Below are 19,277 nucleotides of genomic sequence, written 5' to 3'. Positions count from 1 at the left end.
TGACGGCTCCTCAGACCAGTTGGTAACCGCGGAGGTTGCTGAGCAGCAGGTAGGTGTTCTGGAGGGAGCCGGAGGTGTCGCCGAGGGAGCGGTAGATGCCCCATTTCGGGCGGACCCGGTCGGCCAGGAAGGTGTCGACGCCGGTCTTCGACGCGTCGATGACGGTCGAGCCGGCGGACTTGAGGATCCAGCGGACCGAACCCGCCGAGCCGTCGCCGACCTTGATCTGGAAGTCGACGTCGGTCCACTTGTCGTGCAGCGGGTCCAGGTCGGTGCGGCCGACGAGGATGTCGTCGATGGCGAGCTTCAGCTCGATGGTCTGCTTGCCGTTCACGCGGCGCAGGGACTGCACGACGATCGGCGAGGTGCCGCTGCCGGGCTGCTTCATCTGCATGATGTGGGTGAAGGTGGTGGTCGCTTTCAGGGAGCTCGGGATGTACATCGAGTAGGTGACCCGCCAGGTCTGGCCCTTCGTCCACTTCAGGTAGTTGCCGCCGCTGCCGTTGCGCAGCCCGGTGACCTCCTGGCGCTGGCGGTCGGTCGAGGTGTCGCGGTCGACGGTGTGCATGTCGAAGCGCCAGTTGTTGTCGGTGGTGTAGATGTGCGGCTGTCCGGCGGTGTGCGAGTCGGCGCGGTCGTCCTCGATCGTCTCGAAGGCGCCGAGGCCGTCGGAGCTCGCGGAGGGGGCCCACTTCTGCTGCCAGGAGGCGGCGTGGGCGGCGGTCGCCGTCGGCAGACCGACCGCGGCCGCCGTGGCACCGCCGAGCGCGGCGCCCAGCAACACCCTTCTGGATGTGTTCATGACACTAATCACCTCGCAGTTGTTCGTTCATGATCAGGAAGGCGCCCAGACCGTGGAAGTCGTTGGTGGCCCGGTCGCGAGCGATGTAGTACGCGTAGTCGCCGACGTTGGTCCCGATGGAGATGTCGGCGAGGTTCGTGCGCCCGTCGGCGCCGACCGAGAGCTTGGCGAGCACCCCCTGGTAGCCGCGGTGTGCGACGGCCTTGAAATGCTGGTCCAGGTATCCCTGCCGGGCGCCGCGCGAGAGGGCGTAGGTGAACATGCTGGAGCAGGACGTCTCGGTCCAGTTGTCGTCGTGGGCGCCCTTGTCGATCACCTGGAACCAGCGGCCGGTCGCCGGATCCTGGTACTTCTCCAGGCCGGCCGCCAGCTTGCGGAAGACGCCGAGCAGCTGGGCCCGGCGCGGGTGGTGCTGCGGAATGCCGTCCAGGACGTTGACGAGCGCCATGGAGTACCAGCCGACCGCACGGCACCAGTGCTCGGGGGCGAGCCCGGTCTGCGGGTCGGCCCAGCCGGCCGTCTTCGACTCGTCGTAGGCGTGCTTGAGCAGTCCGTTCGCGACCTGGAGGTGGCTTCCGTAGACGGCGAGCTGTTTCGCGGCCTCGTCGTCGGCGTTCGAGCTCTCGCCGAACTCCTCTCCGTACTCGACGAGGAACGGGTTCACCATGTAGACGCCGTCCGCCCAGAGCTGATGGGCGCGGCTCGCGGTGTCGGCGTGCCAGAAGCCACCGTCGCTCGTGCGGGGATACGCGGCCAGGCGGTCGACGATCTTCTTGGCCGCCTTGCGGTAGCGGTCCTGGCCGGTCTCGTGGTGCAGGATCACCAGGAGCCGCCCGGCCTGCATGCTGTCCAGGCTGTTGAAGGACTGGCCGATCGAGCCGTCGCTCTTCACGAAGCGGTCGACGTAGTCCTTGATGTAGGTCAGGTAGCGGGTGTCATGGGTGCGCTCGTACGCGAGGTACTGGCCGTAGAGGTACAGGCCGACCGGGTAGGACCAGCCACCGATGCTGCTCGGTGTGAAGCGGGCCATGGTCGACTCGACCATCGCCACGGACCAGTCCCGGTCCGGGGACGGGCCGATCGGGGAGCGGGCGGTCGGGGGTGCGGCGGCCGGCACGGTGACCAGGGTCGCGGCGGCGAGTGCAAGGGTCGTCAGAGCCGTGCGAAGACGACGGCGTCTCATGTTCCTCCCTCTCCGTGAGCCAGGAGACACGGGAAACATCGGATGAAAGTCAGGGCGAATTCACATCTATGAACTGAGTTCAGGATGCCGCCCGTTGGCGCGATCCAGAGTCGCGGCAGGACCGTCGGCGGTCAATGGTCTGTACCGAAGAGGTCGGATGCATTTCCGGCCAATTTCAGCCATCGCTCACTGACCCGCGGGTCAGTTCGCACGGATTCCCCGGTCAGGAATGCATCACGGCTTGTGATCGTTGACCATAGGAGTGCCACCCGACGACAACCGTAAGGATCAAGAGCTCGTGAGCAGCAAGGTCCCCCCGATCATCCTCAACAACGGCGTCGAGATGCCCCAGCTGGGTTTCGGCGTCTGGCAGGTGCCGGACGACGAGGCTGAGCGCGCGGTCGCCACGGCGCTGGAGGCCGGGTACCCCAGCATCGACACAGCGGCGATCTACGGCAACGAGAAGGGCACCGGAAAGGCCATCGCCACCTCCGGAGTGGCCCGCGAGGACATCTTCGTCACCACCAAGCTCTGGAACAGCGACCAGGGCTACGACTCGACCCTGCGCGCCTTCGACACCTCGCTGGACAAGCTCGGCCTGGACTACGTGGACCTGTACCTGATCCACTGGCCCGCGCCCGCCCGCGACCTGTACGTCGACACCTACAGGGCGTTCGAGAAGCTGTACGCGGACGGCCGGATCCGGGCCATCGGCGTCTCCAACTTCGAGCCCGAGCACCTGGAGCGGCTGATCGCCGAGACGTCCGTCGTCCCGGCCGTCGACCAGATCGAGCTGCACCCGCACCTCCAGCAGCGGGCGGCCCGCGAGTACCACGCGGAGCACGGCATCGCCACCGAGGCCTGGTCGCCGCTCGGCTCCGGCAAGGGCCTCCTGGAGGTCCCGGCCGTGGTGGCCATCGCCCAGAAGCACGGCCGCACCCCGGCCCAGGTCGTACTGCGCTGGCACCTCCAGCTCGGCAACATCGTGATCCCCAAGTCCGTGACGCCGTCCCGGATCAAGGAGAACATCGAGGTCTTCGACTTCAGCCTGGACACCGAGGACCTGGCGGCGATCAGCGCGCTCAACGAGGACCGGCGCCTCGGCCCGGACCCGTCGACGTTCAACGCCGCCTGACGCACCGGCGCTTCGGCCGGCGGCGGGCCCCGTCTCAGGGGACCCGCCGCCGGCCGTCGTATGTCCGGAGCCGGCCGTCAGACGGGCTGCCCGATCGGCCGTACGACGACGGTGTTGATGTCGACGCCCTCCGGCTGCCGTACGGCCCACACGACCGACGCGGCGATCTGGTCCGCGGTGAGGAGGTGGCCGGGCGGCAGGCTGCCGTGGCTGTCCCAGAACGGCGTCTCCACGCGGCCCGGAGCGATCAGGGTGACGCCGACGCCGAACTCCGTCACCTCGCGGCGGGCGTTCTCCGCGAGCCCGGTCACCGCCCATTTCGTCGCCCCGTAGATGTTGCCGGGCCCGTGGACGAACCCGGCGACGCTGCCGACCAGGACGATCCGGCCGCGGGTCTCCTTGAGCGCGTCGATGGAGGCGCGGATGAGGAGGGCGGGGCCGAGCACGTTGGTCAGCACCATCTCGGTCCAGCCGGCGGGGTCTCCCGCGGCCACGGTGTCATGGGTGGCGAAGCCCGCGTTGGCGAGGACCGTGTCCAGCCGCCCGAACTCCTTGAGCGTGCCGTCCACGGCGGCCTTGATGTCGCCGTACTCGGCTGCGTTGCCGACGAACGTCAACAGCCCCTCCGGGTTGCCGAGTTCCTCGGCGAAGGCGCGCAGCCGCGGCTCACCACGGCCGGTGACGGCCACCCGGTGCCCCGCGTCGAGCAGTTGCCGCGCGACCGCGGCGCCGATACCGCTGCCGCCGCCGGTGATGAGCGCGACCGGTGAATCGGACATGGCTTCCCCCTGTGTGCTTCTGTCATCTCGTGGACGGCAGGGAGTACATCAGTTGGAGCATTCTCGAAGTCAAGAGCCGCAGGTGCGACGGTGGTCGGCCGAGGGGAACCAGCGCCGCCACTCGGTCGCGGTGAAGCCCCGCGACACCCGGGCGCACACCGTCCGAGCGGCCCGGTCCGGAGCCAACAGGACCGTCCTGTCGGCGAGATGAGCGGTCGCGATGTGCAACTCCGCGCCGTCCTGGGTGAGTCCGAGGGCGAGCGCCGGAACGTCCCCCGCGGGGAGGACCGCGGGCGGGAGAGCGGGCGTGGCCGTCTCCCAGACGTGCACCGAGCCGTCGGGGTCGCTCGCGGCCACCAGTGAGCCGTCGGCGGAGAAGTCGAGCGCCGGCTGGTGGCGGTTGGAGCCGCCGCTGCGCAGGACGGCCGGCCTGCGCCAGCTGTGCACGTCCCACAGGGTGATGCGGCCCCGGACGTCGGCGACGGCGAGCCGGCGGCCGTCCGGGCTGAAGGCTCCTTCCGTGAGGTAGTCCTCGCCCTCGACGCCCTCGGCTCCCGGGGGCCGCCTGCCGGTCGAGACGCTGACGAGTGTGCCCTCCGAGGTCAGGGCGCTGCGGACGGTCGGGTCGACGGACCGGCCGGCCCCGGCCGTCGAACGCGGCGCTTCGTGCTGACCGGTCCCGCCAGGCGGTACCGGTCAGTCCCTGGAGCGAGAGGGTGTGCACCAAACTGGTCCGCCCCTGTCCGCGGTAGCGCAGCACGCCAGCGTCGAGGTCCAGGCGCAGGTCACCCACCGCCGACGAGTCGACGGGGAAGGTGATCAGCGGCTCGCGCGCGCCGTCGTCCGCGGGATCCGGCAGGCCGGGGCGCCACAGTGCGACGGCACCCAGGGTCCAGGTCAGGGCGTAGTCCCCGGCACCCCGACTCGGTACGGCGGCTGCGCGACCTGGCCCTGGACCGCGGCCCGGTCGCCTCGGCAACCCTGTACGGCACAGAAGTGTCCGCCCGGGCGATCCGCGCCCGCATGCCGGCGACGGAACGGATCGTCGCCGTGGGGGATCCGGCAGGGCAGCCGCCGGACCGGACACCGCGGGAGGAGATGAAACGGCGGGTACTGGCCGACCACTTCGTTCCCTCCCGTGTCCGGCACGTCGGGGGCGCACTGATCACCGAGTACCTCAACCGGTCCGCACAGCCGTGTGCACCGTGTGCACCGCCAACAGGAACACATCCGCCCGCCGATGCACACTCGCCGCCTCCTCGGGATCGAGCAGCCGGTCAAGCGTCTCCCGGTCGTCCGCATCCAGCTGCTCCTCGAACACCTCCCGCAGCCGCCCGAGCGACGCGGCGATGTAGGCACGGGCCCGATCGGTCGTCGGCGCCGGAAGATCCAGCATGAAGCTGCGGGTACCGGTGTGCCGCAGTCCGGCCGAGGCCATCAGCGCGGGCCAGTCCTCGGCCTCCGCGACGGAGTCGGGCAGATCCGCGCGCATCGCCGCGAACCACTCCTCCTCCAGCGCGTCGAGCCGCGCCTGGAGCCCGGGTCGCCCGATCCCGATGTCCCGGGGCAGAAAACGCGCCGGCAGCCCGCCCTCCATCAGCGCCAAGGTGCCGCCGCGCGCCAGCCGTGCGGCGAACGCGGCGATTCCGGCCCGTTGGTCCCCCAGGTGGTGCAGGCTCCGGCTGGCCCAGAGCAGGTCGACGGGGTAGTCCAAGTCGTCGAGAATTCCTGGTAGTTCACCGGCGAGGGTGCCGAAGCGATCCGCGACACCGAGCCGTTCGGCCCGGGCCCGCGCCCGTTCCAGCAAGGGTTCGGCTCCATCGACGGCGACCACTCGGGCCCCCGGGAACGCGTCGGCGAGCAGACAGGACAGCACCCCGGGCCCGCTGCCCGCGTCGACGATCAGCCCCGGCTCGGTCTGCTTGTGCCCGAGCCAGGCCAGGGCCCGCTCGTACAGGGGCGTGAACAGTTCTGCCTGGGTCTCCAGATGCTCGGCCATCCTGGACCAGTCGATGTCGGTGTGGTCATGGTGGTGGTGACCGTGGGTCTCGTGATCGTGCGCCATGCTGCCACCCTCTCCTCGCGGTGCGGCCAGCGTGCTCCGACGCACCGCGAGGAGGCCAGTGGTGTTGCCACGACAGCAACAAGCACGGCAAAGCGGACGTAAAGAAAATGGGATGCGTCCGTCCCGGCCGGTCCCCCACGATGACCCCATGGACGACGAACTGGTGGAGCGCTTCCTCGAAGACGGATTCGTGAGGATCGAGGGCGCCTTCCCGCCCCGCGTCGCCCAGCATTGCGCGTCGCTGCTGTGGCGGGAGACGGGCTACGACCGTGAGAACCCGGCCTCCTGGAAGGACCCGGTGGTGTGGGTGGCCGGGATGGCACAGGGCCCGTTCGCGGCGGCCGCCAACTCTCCGGTCCTGCACGAGGCGTTCGATCTGCTGGTGGGCGAGAACCGCTGGCAGCCCCGCTACTCACTGGGCAGTTTCCCGTTGCGGTTTCCGCATGCGGAGGAACCCGACGACGCGGGCTGGCACATCGAGGGGAGTTACCTTCCCGAGGACGCGCCGGCCGGCATGTACCACACCAACCTGCGCTCCAGGGACCGTGCCCTGCTGATGCTCTTCCTGTTCAGCGAGGTTTCCGAGACCGACGCCCCGACCCGCATCAGGGTGGGTTCCCATCTCGACGTGCCCCCGGTCCTGGAGCCGTACGGCGAACCGGGGGCGTCCTTCCTGGAGTTGGGCCCCAAGGTGGACAGGGCCTCGGCACACCGTCCGCTCGCCCACGCCACCGGCAGCCCCGGTGACGTCTACCTCTGCCACCCCTTCCTGGTCCACGCGGCCCAGCCCCATCACGGCAGGACGCCCCGCTTCATGGCGCAGCCGCCTCTGCTCCCGGCCGAGCCGTACGAGTTGGACCGCCCGGACGGCGACTACTCGGCGGTGGAGTTCGCGATCCGCCGGGGCCTGGCCAAGGAGACCTGACCGGACCCCGGCGGGGGTGTCGCACCGCGCACTCGGCAGATCTAGAGTGCCGGGTACGCGTTCTTCATGAGCTCCTGGAACTGCGCCGAGAACCAGTGTCCCGACAACGGAGCGTTCGGCATCGCACCGGACATGTTGTTGTTGTTCCGCGGGTTACCTGTGTACGTCGGGTCGCACATCCGGTCGAAGCCCTTGCCCTCGTCGTTCGGGACGGCGGAGCTTGCCCCGTCGGACTCACCCGGAGGCTTGATCCACACGTAGGCGTCGATCCCGGCGGCAGGGCTGGCCTTCGGACGCTCACCGAGCCCGGCACCCGACTGGTTGCACCAGTTGCCGACATGGATACGCCGGTCGAGCTTGCCGCCGTTGACGTAGGTGTCCACGTCCGTCATGGCACCGGGACCGGTGGGCCGGGCGGAGCCGCCCCAGCCGTTGCGGGAGGTGTCGATCAGCATGCCGACGCCCGCGGGGAAGCCCTGGTTCACGGCCTCCTGACGGAACGCCTGCGCGTAGGAGAGCTCGTCGACGTAGCGGTTCCAGTCGACCCACTTGGACTCGCGCACGGACTTGCCGTTCACGGAGTCGTTGATGGTGAAGTTCTGTTCCTTCAGCGCGCTGTAGTTGGCGGTGTTGGTGATGAAGCCCTGCACATCGTTGAGCGTGGCGCCCTCTGCGGTGGCCGCCTGCTTGATCGTCTGGACGGTCGCGGAGAAGTTGTCGTCCCAGCCGAGCCAGCCGTGGTGGCCCGCGTCCACGTAGTTGTAGACGTTGGGGGCGTCACCGAGCTTGTTGAGCGCGTAGCCGACGCCCTTGGTGTAGTTGCCGTTGGCCTTCATCGTGTCGCAGTTCGCGGTGGCCGTGGCCCGCGGCGTGACGTTGGTGACGAGGTTCGGCAGCGAGTCGAGCTCGACCGTGTTGACGATCCGCAGCGAGGCGTACTTCGGGTCGGCGAGGATCGCGGCGATCGGGTCGATGTACTGCGTCTTGTACTTGTCGATCTCCGTCGGGCCCAGTTCGCCGTTGGAGGCGAGGGCCGAGCAGTCGCGTCCGGGCAGGTCGTAGATGACCAGCTGGACGACGAGCTCTCCCGAGCCCTTCTGCTTCAGCGCCTCGTCGAGGTGGGCGCGCAGGCCCATCTTGCCGCCGGTGCCGTTGATCGCGGCGATCCGGTCCAGCCACACACCGGTGGGCTGGTTGGAGACGCGGCTGCCGCCCGGCTCCGCGGCGGCGTTGGCGGACCACTCGGGGTTCACGTACACCTTGGCGCCCGCGTACGGGTTGTCGACCCGGGTGCCGGGGGTACCGGGGTCGGTCGGGCCCGGGTCGGTGGGACCGCCGCCGTCGACGTTGCAGGTCACCCCGTCGAGGGTGAAGGTGGCCGGGACGGCGTTGGTGCCGCTGTAGCTGCCCTGGAAGCCGAAGCTGACCGAACCGCCGGTGGCGAGCGTGCCGTTGTAGGACTCGTTCGCCGCGGTGACGGCCGTCCCGCTCTGGCTGATCTTGGCGTTCCAGCCGCTGGTGACCTTCTGGTTTCCGGCGTACGCCCACTTCAGCGACCAACTCGACTTGGCGGTCGTGTTGTTGGTGATCGTGACGGCGGCGGTGAAGCCGGTGTCCCACTGGTTCTGCACCTTGTAGTCCACGGTGCAGGGGACGGCGGCGATGCCTGCGTCCCCGGGGGCCACGGCTAACGCGGTCCCGGAGGCCCCGGCGACGAGCGCCAGGGCAGCGAGGAGCGCTGTTCTCGTACGACTCATGAGTGCGGGTTCCTTCTCGTTTCGCGGATGGTGTCCGCCCGGCGGGTGCTATCCGTTCAGGGCGCGCAGATGGTCACGCAGCCCGGTGCCGAACGCTGTGGGTGTGCCGTCGTAGCTGCTGATCAGGGACGGCCCGGAGGAGCAGTCCCAGGTGTTCCAGGTCCAGCCGAGATACGACAGGCCTCGGTCGTCGAACCACTTCATGACCTGGTCGATGAATCCGTGCGCGCAGGTGTTCTCGCCGATCTCCCCCGCCACGAGGGGGACCTGGGCGGCCACCGGGGCGAGCGTGGAGTTCCAGCAGCTCGCGGTGGAGCAGGAGTTGAAGTTGTAGACGTGCCAGGCGGCGGCGAGATTGCCCGCCGGGTCGGCCGGTTTGTAGCTCAGCCACTGGCTGAGGTCGTTCGAGTAGGCGATCCCGCCGGCCAGGATCAGGTTGGTCGCGCCGGTGCCCCGGACGCTGTCGACGAGATCCTGCATACCGGCGACCTCGTACCCGATGCCCGGGCAGTTGCCGCCGTCCCGCCAGCACTGCCACGCCTGGGTGGTCGTGGAGGTGGCGCGGTCCGGGTAGGGCTCGTTGAACAGGTCGAAGACGACAGTGCGGTCGCTCTTGAAGGTGTTCGCCACCGAGGCCCAGAAGGCGGGCGTGTACTGCATGTCGGGCATCGGCTTCTGGCAGCTGGCGTGCACGTCGGAACAGCCGGCCGAGTTGCCGGTGTACTGCCCGTAGGTCCAGTGGAGTTCGACCACGGGTGTCATGCCGTGGGCCTTGACCTTGGCGACCAGGTCCTTGACGGCGTTGATGTAGTTCGCCCCGGCGTAGGCCGGGTCGATGTTGGCCAGGCCCAGCCAGCACTCCTCGTTCAGCGGAATGCGGACCGTGTTCGCCTTCCAGTCGGCGATCGCCTTGACGGAGGCGTCGTCGACCGGGCCGTCGAAGATGCCGCGGCCCTGGACGCACATGAACTCGCCGCCGGACCGGTTCACCCCGAGCAGCCGACGGGTGGCGCCGCCGGCGTCCACGAGCTTGTTGCCCGAGGCACGGAGAACAGGGGGTGTCCCCTGGGCCGGGTCCGTCGGCTCCGGCGTGGGTGAGGGGTCGGCGGCCGTGTTGCAGCTGGTGCCGTTGAGCTTGAACGAGGTCGGTACGGCGTTGCTCCCGGACCAGGACGCGATGAATCCGGCGCTGACGCTCGCTCCGGTGGCCAGGGAGCCGTTGTAGCTCTCGTTGGCAGCGGTGACCGTCGTACCGGACTGGGACCATTGCGCGTTCCAGCCCTGGGTGAGCTTCTGGCCGCCGGCGAAGTCGAAGGTGAGGTTCCAACTGCGCACGGCAGCCGTGTTGTTGGTGATCCTGACGGCGCCCTGGAAGCCGCTGTCCCACTGGCCGGTGACGGAGTACTCCACCGAGCAGGCAGGGGCGGCGCCGGACGCCGTGACCACCGGCACCGCCACGGACCCGATGAGGGCGACCGCGCCGGCAACGGCTAAGAGAACTGAACGCGGGGGGTGTCGCATGAGCGACTCCTTGCAGATCAGCGCGCCGTTACGGACGCGTCGACTGATGGAATCGCTCCCACTGGTGCCAAGGAAGGTAGCGCCAAGTGACGGCAAAGAACAGAGGGGTCACTTGACTTTTCCCGAGCCCCGTTCGTCGAATCTTTTCGACTCTTCAAGCACCTTGACCCCTTGAACGCACGTCCCCACTATGGGAGCGCTCCCACTGGTTCAAGCCTTGACTTCTCCGAGCCGCACAAGGAGGAACCAGCAATGCCCCCCACCAGGAGACGCCGGACCGCCCGGCGATTGTGGACCGCTGTCGTGGCGGCCATGGCACTGCCGTTCGCAATGCTGAGTGCGGCTTCAACTCCCGCACAAGCAGCAGCAGTTCAGTGCAGTGTCGACTACAAGACCAACGACTGGGGTTCCGGCTTCACCGCGGATCTGACGATCACCAACCGCGGTACGGACACCATCAACGGCTGGACCCTGACCTACAGCTACACGGGCAACCAGAAGCTGAGCAACGGCTGGAACGGCACCTGGTCCCAGTCCGGTCAGAACATCAGCGTGAAGGACGCCGGCTACAACGCGAACATCGCCGCGGGCGCCGCAGTCTCCACGGGCGCGCAGTTCACCTACAGCGGCACGAACGCGGCCCCGACCAATTTCGCCGTCAACGGCACCTCGTGCACCGGAGCCCACCAGCCGCCGATCACCGTGCTGACCAGCCCGGCCGCCGGCGCGGTCTACACCCAGGGCACCGCGGTACCCCTCGCGGCGACTGCCGCGGCCGCGGACAACGCGACCATCAGCAAGGTGGAGTTCTACGACAACACCACGCTGCTCGGTACCGACACGACCTCGCCGTACTCGCTCTCGGTCTCAAGTTTGACCGTGGGCAGTCATTCGCTGCTCGCGAAGGCGTACGACAGCCTGGGCGCGTCCGGTGAGTCGACGCCGGTCGGCATCACGGTCGCCTCGGGTCCCGCGGTCGTCGCCTCGGCCACCCAACTGGCCGTCCAGCAGGGCAAGACGGGCACGTACACCGTGAAGCTGTCGACGCAGCCGAGCGCGAACGTGACGGTCACGACCGCCCGCACGAGCGGCAACACGGGCCTGTCGGTGACCGGCGGCGCCTCGCTCACCTTCACCCCGTCGAACTGGAACACCGCGCAGACGGTGACGATCACCGGCAACGCCTCCGGCACGGGGGCCGCGACCTTCGAGTCGACGGCGACCGGCCACGCCAAGGCCTCGGTGACGGTCACCCAGATCGCGGCGACGGGCACGTACAACGCCCGCTTCCTGGATCTGTACGGCAAGATCACCAACCCGGCGAACGGCTACTTCTCCCCCGAGGGCATCCCCTACCACTCGGTCGAGACACTGATCGTCGAGGCGCCGGATCACGGCCACGAGACCACGTCGGAGGCGTACAGCTACCTCCTGTGGCTGCAGGCCATGTACGGCAAGGTGACGGGCGACTGGTCCAAGTTCAACGGTGCCTGGGACATCATGGAGAAGTACATGATCCCCACGCACACCGATCAGCCGACCAACTCCTTCTACAACGCCTCCAAGCCGGCCACCTACGCGCCCGAGCTCGACACCCCGAACGAGTACCCGGCGAAGCTGGACTCCTCGGTCTCGGTGGGCTCCGACCCGCTCGCCGGTGAGCTGAAGTCGGCGTACGGCACGGACGACATCTACGGCATGCACTGGCTCCAGGACGTCGACAACACCTACGGCTACGGCAACTCGCCCGGCAAGTGCGAGGCCGGACCGGCGGACACCGGACCGTCGTACATCAACACCTTCCAGCGCGGCGCGCAGGAGTCGGTGTGGGAGACGGTGCCGCAGCCGACGTGTGACGCCTTCAAGTACGGCGGCAAGAACGGCTACCTGGACCTGTTCACCGGTGACTCCTCCTACGCCAAGCAGTGGAAGTTCACCGACGCACCCGACGCCGACGCGCGGGCGGTGCAGGCCGCGTACTGGGCCGACGTGTGGGCCAAGCAGCAGGGCAAGGGCTCCGACGTCTCCGCGACCGTGGGCAAGGCCGCGAAGATGGGCGACTACCTGCGCTACGCCATGTACGACAAGTACTTCAAGAAGATCGGCAACTGCGTCGGGCCGTCCACCTGCCCGGCCGGCACCGGCAAGGACGCCTCGATGTACCTGCTCTCCTGGTACTACGCCTGGGGCGGGGCCACCGACACCTCGGCGGGCTGGGCCTGGCGCATCGGCTCCAGCCACGCGCACGGCGGCTACCAGAACCCCATGGCCGCGTACGCGCTGAGCTCCTACGCCGCCCTCAAGCCCAAGTCGGCCACGGGCGCCGCGGACTGGAACACCTCGCTCTCCCGGCAGCTGGAGTTCTACCGCTGGCTGCAGTCCGACGAGGGCGCCATCGCGGGCGGCGCGACCAACAGCTGGGCGGGCCGTTACGCGACTCCCCCGGCCGGCAAGTCGACCTTCTACGGCATGTACTACGACCAGCAGCCCGTCTACCACGACCCGCCGTCCAACCAGTGGTTCGGCTTCCAGGCGTGGTCGATGGAGCGAGTGGCCGAGTACTACCAGCAGACGGGGAACGCGCAGGCCAAGGCGGTCCTCGACAAGTGGGTCAAGTGGGCGCTGTCCAAGACCACGATCAACCCGGACGGCACCTACCAGATCCCCTCCACGCTCCAGTGGTCGGGCCAGCCCGACACCTGGAACGCGTCAAGTCCCGGCGCAAACAGCGGACTTCACGTCACCGTCGCCGACTACACCAACGACGTCGGCGTGGCCGCCGCATACGCCAAGACCCTGAGCTACTACGCCGCCAAGTCGGGCGACACGGCGGCGAAGACGACGGCCAAGGCCCTGCTGGACGGCATGTGGACCAACTACCAGGACAGCCTGGGCATCGCGGTGCCGGAGAACCGGGCGGACTACAACCGGTTCGACGACTCGGTGTCCGTCCCGAGCGGCTGGACCGGAACCATGCCGAACGGTGACGCGATCAACTCCTCGTCGACGTTCGAGTCCATCCGGTCCTTCTACAAGAACGACCCGGCCTGGTCGAAGATCCAGGCATATCTCGCGGGCGGCGCGGTGCCGTCGTTCACCTACCACCGGTTCTGGGCCCAGGCGGACATCGCCCTGGCCATGGGTTCGTACGCGGAGCTACTCGAATAGCCCCCGCCAGGCGCTCCGCGCGGAGGCGGTGTTTTTCGACTGCGGGTCCGCTGTGGCTGGTCGCGCAGTTCCCCGCGCCCCTGGAAGGGCGCACACAGCACCGTCTCCCGCGCGGAACCGCTTGAAGGCTCCACGTACGAGGCCCCGTCACCTGACGACGGGGCCAAGCGGCCGGGCGACCCCCTCCCGCACTGGGGGTCGCCCGGCACCTCTCGCACCACATGGAAAGCGCTTGCCCTCCCCTCTCTCGGGAAAGGACCCTCCCGTGCGAAGAACCCGCATCCTCACGGCCGTGCTCGCGCTCGCGGCCGGGCTGCTCGCCGGCACCCCGCCCGCACTGGCGGCCGACGGCACCGCGAAGGTCTCGCTCGCCGCCGACACGTACACCTGGAAGAACGCCCGCATCGACGGCGGCGGTTTCGTGCCGGGCATCGTCTTCAACCGCAAGGAGAAGAACCTGGCGTACGCCCGCACGGACATCGGCGGGGCCTATCGCTGGCAGGAGCCGACGAAGACGTGGACGCCGCTGCTGGACTCGGTCGGCTGGGACGACTGGGGGCACACGGGTGTGGTCAGCCTGGCCTCCGACTCCGTGGACCCGAACAAGGTGTACGCGGCCGTGGGGACGTACACCAACAGCTGGGACCCGAAGAACGGCGCGGTCATGCGGTCCGCGAACCGGGGCGCGAGCTGGCAGAAGACCGACCTGCCGTTCAAGCTCGGCGGCAACATGCCGGGGCGGGGCATGGGCGAGCGGCTGGCGGTCGACCCGAACAAGAACAGCGTGCTGTATCTCGGGGCGCCGAGCGGCAAGGGGCTGTGGCGGTCCACGGACTCCGGGGTGAGCTGGTCGCAGGTGGCGAACTTCCCCAACGTCGGCAACTACCAGCAGGATCCGAGCGACACCAGCGGCTACGCCAGTGACAACCAGGGCGTCGTCTGGGTGACTTTCGACGAGTCGACGGGAACGTCCGGGAACGCCACGAAGACGGTCTACGTCGGGGTCGCCGATCTGCAGAACTCGGTGTACCGCTCGACGGACGCGGGCGCGACCTGGACGCGGCTCGCCGGCCAGCCGACCGGCTACCTGGCCCACAAGGGGGTCCTGGACGCGGCGGGCGGCTACCTGTATCTCTCCTACAGCGACAAGGGCGGGCCGTACGACGGCGGCAAGGGCCAGGTGTGGCGGTACGCGACGGGGACCGGCACCTGGACGAACATCAGCCCGGTCGCTGAGGCCGACACCTACTACGGCTTCAGCGGACTCACGGTGGACCGGCAGAAGCCCGGCACGGTCATGGCCACCGCCTACAGCTCCTGGTGGCCGGACACCCAGATCTTCCGCTCCACGGACAGCGGGGCGACCTGGACCAGGGCGTGGGACTACACGTCGTACCCCAACCGCGCGAACCGCTTCACCATGGACGTCTCCTCCTCCCCGTGGCTCACCTGGGGCGCGAACCCGTCGCCGCCCGAACAGGCGCCGAAACTCGGGTGGATGACCGAGTCGCTGGAGATCGACCCGTTCGACTCGAACCGCATGATGTACGGGACGGGGGCGACGGTCTACGGCACGGAGAACCTCACGAACTGGGACTCCGGCGGGCAGTTCACCATCAAGCCGATGGTGCAGGGCCTGGAGGAGACGGCGGTCCTCGACCTGGCGTCGCCGCCCTCGGGCGCCCCGCTGCTGAGCGCGCTCGGTGACATCGGCGGCTTCCGGCACACGGATCTCACCAAGGTCCCGTCGATGATGTTCACGTCCCCGAACTTCACCACGACCACCAGCCTGGACTTCGCCGAGACGAACCCGAACACGGTGGTGCGGACGGGCAATCTGGACTCGGGTCCGCACATCGCGTTCTCGACGGACAACGGCGCCAACTGGTTCGCGGGGACCGACCCTTCGGGCGTCAGCGCCGGCGGGACGGTGGCCGCCGCGTCGGACGGCAGCCGGTTCGTGTGGAGCCCGGACGGCACAGGGGTGCAGTACACGACGGGTTTCGGCTCGTCCTGGTCGGCGTCGAGCGGCATCCCGGCCGGGGCGATCGTGGAGTCGGACCGGGTGGACGCGAAGACCTTCTACGGCTTCAAGTCCGGGAAGTTCTACGTGAGCAAGGACGGCGGGGCGACGTTCACGGCGTCCGCGGCGAGCGGACTGCCGAGCGGTGACAGCGTGCGCTTCAAGGCGCTGCCGGGCGGGAAGGGTGACGTGTGGCTGGCGGGCGGGGCGATCGACGGCGCGTACGGCCTGTGGCACTCCACGGATGGCGGTACGAGCTGGACCAAGCTCTCGAACGTCGACCAGGCCGACGCGATCGGCTTCGGGAAGGCGGCGACGGGGGCCTCGTACCAGACGCTCTACACCAGCGCGAAGATCGGTGGCGTCCGTGGTGTCTTCCGCTCCACGGACAAGGGCGCGAGCTGGACGCGCATCAACGACGATGCCCACCAGTGGGGTTATACCGGTGCGGCGATCACCGGTGACCCGCGGGTGTACGGGCGCGTGTACGTCGCGACCAACGGCCGGGGCGTGATCTACGGCGACACGTCCGACACGAGCGGCGGAGGCGGCACCGATCCGACGGACCCGCCCGATCCCACACCCACGGGTGCCTGCGCGGTGACGTACAAGATCACCAACCAGTGGTCGGGCGGCTTCCAGGCGGACGTCCAGCTCAGCAACACGGGCTCAAGCGCCTGGACCGGCTGGGCACTCGGCTGGACCTTCCCCAACGGCCAGACGATCTCCCAGACCTGGAACGCCGAGTCCACCCAGTCGGGCTCGACGGCGACAGCGAAGAACGTCGGCTGGAACGCCAACGTGGCGGCGGGCTCCTCGGTGAGCTTCGGCTTCACGGGCAACTGGTCGGGGACAAACGGGAAACCGACCGCGTTCACACTGGGCGGCCAGAACTGCACAATCGCCTGACCTGAGCGTCGAGGGCGCGTACCGCACGGGTACGCGCCCTTGCCCCCGCGCGTCGATGGTTCAGGTCACAACTGAATCACCCCGCCCGCGCAACTCTCACCACTCCTTCACACCCCCCGTTACGCTCATCCCCCACTAAAGACCTCAGGGGGGACCATGTCGTACACCCAGCCGCCTCCACCTCCTCTTCCTCCGCCGCCCGGTTTCGGGCCACCGCCCGTTCCGCCCGCGCCCCGGCCGGGCTGGGCCCGCAAGCGGGTGCTCATCCCCGTCGCCGTGGGCATCCTGCTCCTCGGCGTGGGCATCGGGGCCGCCGGCAACGGCAGCGGTGACGACGGCAAGAAGGCCGCCGCCGAGCCCGCCCCGACCGTCACGGTCACCGCGCCGGCGCAGGCCGGCGCCGAGGCGGAGCCCGCGCCGACGGTGACCGTCACCAAGACAGCCACGGCGAAGGCGAAGACCGAGGCGGACACGGCCGACAGCGCCGACGCGGCCCCCAGCGGCAAGGCGGTGTTCAAGGTGTGGGGCTCCGCGCCCGCGGGGGTCGACATCACCTACGGCAGCGACGGCACCAATCTCCAGGGCAAGGGGCTGCCGATGGAGAAGACGCTGAGCGTCGACGAAGGCGCCTTCTACTACCAGGTGACCGCCCAGCTCATGGGCGGCGGGGACGTCCAGTGCTCGGTCACCATCGACGGGAAGACGAAGAAGGGCCGGGCCAAGGGCGGCTACAACATCTGTTCCGCGCAGCTCAACAGCGATTTCAGCGGCGGCTTCAGCTGACCGCCCAGGTGGGTGCGTGCTCCCCCGGGGTGCACGCACCCACCCTCGCTCACGGCGTGTACACCGTCGGCCGAGGCGCCGTCGCCATCGCGTTGCCGATGAAGAAGCTCGGGTGCGGGGGCTGGTTGTAGGCGGTGTTCTGCCAGGCCAGGCCCGTGCGGTACATCGTGTCGTGGAGCAGGGTCGTGATCTTCGTCGACGTCTCGATCGGGGTCGAGTAGATCCGCAGCGCCTTGTTGTCCGACGTCGGCCAGACGACCTCCTCGCGCCAGTCGCCGAGGATGTCGCCGGACAGCGACGGGGTCGCCTTGGTGCCGTTGTTGGAGTGGACCGACGCTCCGGTCAGGAGGCGGGTGTCCGAGGAGGTGCCGTACTTGTCGATGTGGGTGCCGTCGAGGAGTTCCCGGACCGTGTCGCCGTCCCACCAGGACAGGAAGTTCACCGAGGACGGCTCGCGGCCCTTGGTGGCACCGCCCTCGTCGCGGATCGAGGTGTCGGAGGCCGACCAGACCTCGGCCCCGTCGTTGCCCGCCCAGATGTCACCGGCCACGCCGCGACCGTTGTCGCAGCACGCGGCCAGTTTCCAGTTCACCGTGCCGTTCGCCGGGTTGATGGACAGCTCCGCCGGCTGTGACGCCGACTCGGAGACCTTGAAGTACTCCAGGCCCGCGTGGGAGGGGTCGAGGTCGCCGAGGTGCTGGGCGTCGCCGTGCCCGGTCTTCGTCGTCCACAGCCCGTTGCCGTTGTCGTCGACCGCCATGGCCCCGTAGACGATCTCGTCCTTGCCGTCGTTGTCGACGTCCCCGACGGACAGGCTGTGCGAGCCCTGGCCGTCGTAGCCCTTGCCGCTGTTGGTCGAGGAGTTGGTGTCGAAGGTCCAGCGGCGGGTGAAGGCGCCGCCTCGCCAGTCCCAGGCCGCGATCACCGTACGGGTGTAGTAGCCGCGGGCCATGACGAGGGAGGGACGCGCCCCGTCCAGGTACGCCGTCCCCGCGAGGAAGCGGTCGACCCGGTTGCCGTACGAGTCGCCCCACGACGACACCGTGCCGCGCGCCGGGACGTAGTCGACGCTCTGCATCGCCTTGCCGGTCAGGCCGTTGAACATCGTCAGGTACTCGGGGCCGGACAGGACGTAGCCGCTGGAGTTGCGGTGGTCGGCCGACGGGCTGCCGATCACCGCGCCCGTGCCGTCGACCGTGCCGTCCGCCGTCTTCATGGCGATCTCGGCCTTGCCGTCGCCGTCGTAGTCGTACGCCTGGAACTGGGTGTAGTGCGCGCCGGAACGGATGTTGCGGCCCAGATCGATCCGCCACAGCCGGGAGCCGTCGAGCTTGACGCCGTCCAGGATCGTGTTGCCGGTGCAGCCGGACTGGGAGTTGTCCTTGGCGTTGGTCGGCTGCCACTTGAGGACGAAGTCCAGCGCCCCGTCGCCGTCGAGGTCGGCCACGGACGCGTCGTTGGCCTCGTAGGTGTAGGCGACGCCGTCCGGAGTCGTGCCGCCGGCCGGTGGGCTGATGGGTACGTCCTTGTAGCCGGTGCGGAGTTGGACCGCGTGGACCGAGTCGGCCTGCTCGACACCGCCGACGATCGCGCGGACCGTGTAGTCGGCCTCGGCGGCTGCGCCGGAGTGGAAGTAGTTCGTGGAGCCGGTGACCGGGGCCGAGTTGACCTTGGTGCCGGCGCGGTAGACGTTGAAGGACACGTCGTCGGGGTCGGTGCCGAGCCAGCGCCAGCTGACCAGGTTGCCGCTGCTGGTGTGCACGCTGACGACGCCCCGATCGAGCTTCTCGACCTGGCGGGCGGTGGCGGCCTCGGCGGAGCCGGGGCTCAGGACGGTGAGTCCGGCGGCCACGAGGGCCGCGGCGCCGGTCAGCGCCGAGCGGAGGACTCGGCGTCTGCGGTGCGGGTGGGGGTGCGGGTGCTGCACGGGTGAACCTCCGTAGCTGTGGGGGCGGACGGGTTCCACCACCTCAGTCGCCGCACGGGGAAACCGAGTTGCCGTATCTTTCGGCCAGTTCGGAGATCGTTCGCGCCATCCGTTCGCGCAGCTCGGGGGGTTCCAGCACCTCGATGTCGGCGCCCAGACGCAGGAATTCGCCCTGGGCGTGCCCAACGGCGGCCGTACGCCCGGCGCCACCCCGCACGGCCGCCTCGCTTCGTGTGGGCCGGCATGTCGGCGGACGCGGCTCATGGGGAGCAGGCGTTCTCCGTCGACGGCGGGGAGGCC

At 69.1% G+C, this 19,277-nt stretch carries 14 protein-coding genes; 5 read left to right on the top strand and 9 right to left on the bottom strand.

The window, feature by feature from the left end; translation table 11 throughout:
- Positions 1 to 10: 10 nt before the first annotated feature.
- Positions 11 to 802 (bottom strand): polysaccharide lyase family protein, encoded by a 792-nt coding sequence (locus H293_RS0117715; RefSeq protein WP_028807941.1) that lies wholly within the window; start codon positions 800 to 802, stop codon positions 11 to 13.
- A gap of 4 nt (positions 803 to 806) precedes the next feature.
- Positions 807 to 1,985, bottom strand: coding sequence for a glycoside hydrolase family 88/105 protein (locus tag H293_RS0117710; protein WP_020119200.1), 1,179 nt, complete (start codon positions 1,983 to 1,985; stop codon positions 807 to 809).
- 298 nt (positions 1,986 to 2,283) lie between these two features.
- Here H293_RS0117710 and H293_RS0117705 point away from each other — a divergent pair, with 298 nt between their 5' ends.
- Positions 2,284 to 3,120, top strand: a complete 837-nt coding sequence (locus H293_RS0117705; protein ID WP_020119199.1) for an aldo/keto reductase — start codon at positions 2,284 to 2,286, stop codon at positions 3,118 to 3,120.
- Positions 3,121 to 3,197: 77 nt separating this feature from the next.
- Here the strand turns inward: H293_RS0117705 and H293_RS0117700 are convergent, their stop codons facing one another.
- From H293_RS0117700 to H293_RS0117690, 3 genes are all read right to left on the bottom strand, one after another.
- Positions 3,198 to 3,899, bottom strand: coding sequence for an SDR family oxidoreductase (locus tag H293_RS0117700; RefSeq protein ID WP_020119198.1), 702 nt, complete (start codon positions 3,897 to 3,899; stop codon positions 3,198 to 3,200).
- A gap of 69 nt (positions 3,900 to 3,968) precedes the next feature.
- Positions 3,969 to 4,346, bottom strand: a complete 378-nt coding sequence (locus H293_RS0117695; protein WP_020119197.1) for a hypothetical protein — start codon at positions 4,344 to 4,346, stop codon at positions 3,969 to 3,971.
- A 730-nt stretch (positions 4,347 to 5,076) separates the two neighbouring features.
- Positions 5,077 to 5,964 carry a class I SAM-dependent methyltransferase gene (locus H293_RS0117690; RefSeq protein WP_020119196.1) on the bottom strand — a complete coding sequence of 296 codons (888 nt, stop codon included), beginning with the start codon at positions 5,962 to 5,964 and terminating at the stop codon, positions 5,077 to 5,079.
- Between the two features lie 112 nt (positions 5,965 to 6,076).
- Here H293_RS0117690 and H293_RS0117685 point away from each other — a divergent pair, with 112 nt between their 5' ends.
- The gene (locus H293_RS0117685; protein ID WP_020119195.1) at positions 6,077 to 6,889 is read left to right on the top strand and encodes a phytanoyl-CoA dioxygenase family protein; all 813 of its coding nucleotides are present in this window, start codon (positions 6,077 to 6,079) and stop codon (positions 6,887 to 6,889) included.
- A gap of 41 nt (positions 6,890 to 6,930) precedes the next feature.
- Here the strand turns inward: H293_RS0117685 and H293_RS0117680 are convergent, their stop codons facing one another.
- Positions 6,931 to 8,646, bottom strand: a complete 1,716-nt coding sequence (locus H293_RS0117680; protein WP_028807940.1) for a glycoside hydrolase family 6 protein — start codon at positions 8,644 to 8,646, stop codon at positions 6,931 to 6,933.
- A 48-nt stretch (positions 8,647 to 8,694) separates the two neighbouring features.
- Entirely contained in the window at positions 8,695 to 10,167 is a 1,473-nt protein-coding gene (locus tag H293_RS0117675) for a cellulase family glycosylhydrolase (protein WP_020119193.1), read from the bottom strand.
- A 252-nt stretch (positions 10,168 to 10,419) separates the two neighbouring features.
- Here H293_RS0117675 and H293_RS0117670 point away from each other — a divergent pair, with 252 nt between their 5' ends.
- From H293_RS0117670 to H293_RS60165, 3 genes are all read left to right on the top strand, one after another.
- Positions 10,420 to 13,335 carry a glycoside hydrolase family 48 protein gene (locus H293_RS0117670; protein ID WP_028807939.1) on the top strand — a complete coding sequence of 972 codons (2,916 nt, stop codon included), beginning with the start codon at positions 10,420 to 10,422 and terminating at the stop codon, positions 13,333 to 13,335.
- A gap of 265 nt (positions 13,336 to 13,600) precedes the next feature.
- Entirely contained in the window at positions 13,601 to 16,267 is a 2,667-nt protein-coding gene (locus H293_RS0117665; protein WP_020119191.1) for a cellulose binding domain-containing protein, read from the top strand.
- 156 nt (positions 16,268 to 16,423) lie between these two features.
- Positions 16,424 to 17,050 carry a hypothetical protein gene (locus H293_RS60165; RefSeq protein WP_259294484.1) on the top strand — a complete coding sequence of 209 codons (627 nt, stop codon included), beginning with the start codon at positions 16,424 to 16,426 and terminating at the stop codon, positions 17,048 to 17,050.
- A gap of 49 nt (positions 17,051 to 17,099) precedes the next feature.
- Here the strand turns inward: H293_RS60165 and H293_RS0117655 are convergent, their stop codons facing one another.
- Together H293_RS0117655 and H293_RS57275 are read right to left on the bottom strand one after the other, a co-directional pair.
- On the bottom strand, positions 17,100 to 18,977 hold the full coding sequence (locus H293_RS0117655; protein WP_020119189.1) for a rhamnogalacturonan lyase: 1,878 nt from the start codon (positions 18,975 to 18,977) through the stop codon (positions 17,100 to 17,102).
- A 43-nt stretch (positions 18,978 to 19,020) separates the two neighbouring features.
- Positions 19,021 to 19,194: a WCX domain-containing protein gene (locus H293_RS57275; protein WP_020119188.1), complete on the bottom strand. Its 174-nt coding sequence runs from the start codon at positions 19,192 to 19,194 to the stop codon at positions 19,021 to 19,023.
- Positions 19,195 to 19,277 lie beyond the last annotated feature (83 nt).

It is taken from the genome of Streptomyces canus 299MFChir4.1, assembly GCF_000383615.1.
Classification (GTDB): Bacteria; Actinomycetota; Actinomycetes; order Streptomycetales; family Streptomycetaceae; genus Streptomyces; species Streptomyces canus_C.
Note: the sequence above shows the minus strand (reverse complement) of the source record. Positions and strands in the feature narration are given on the sequence as shown.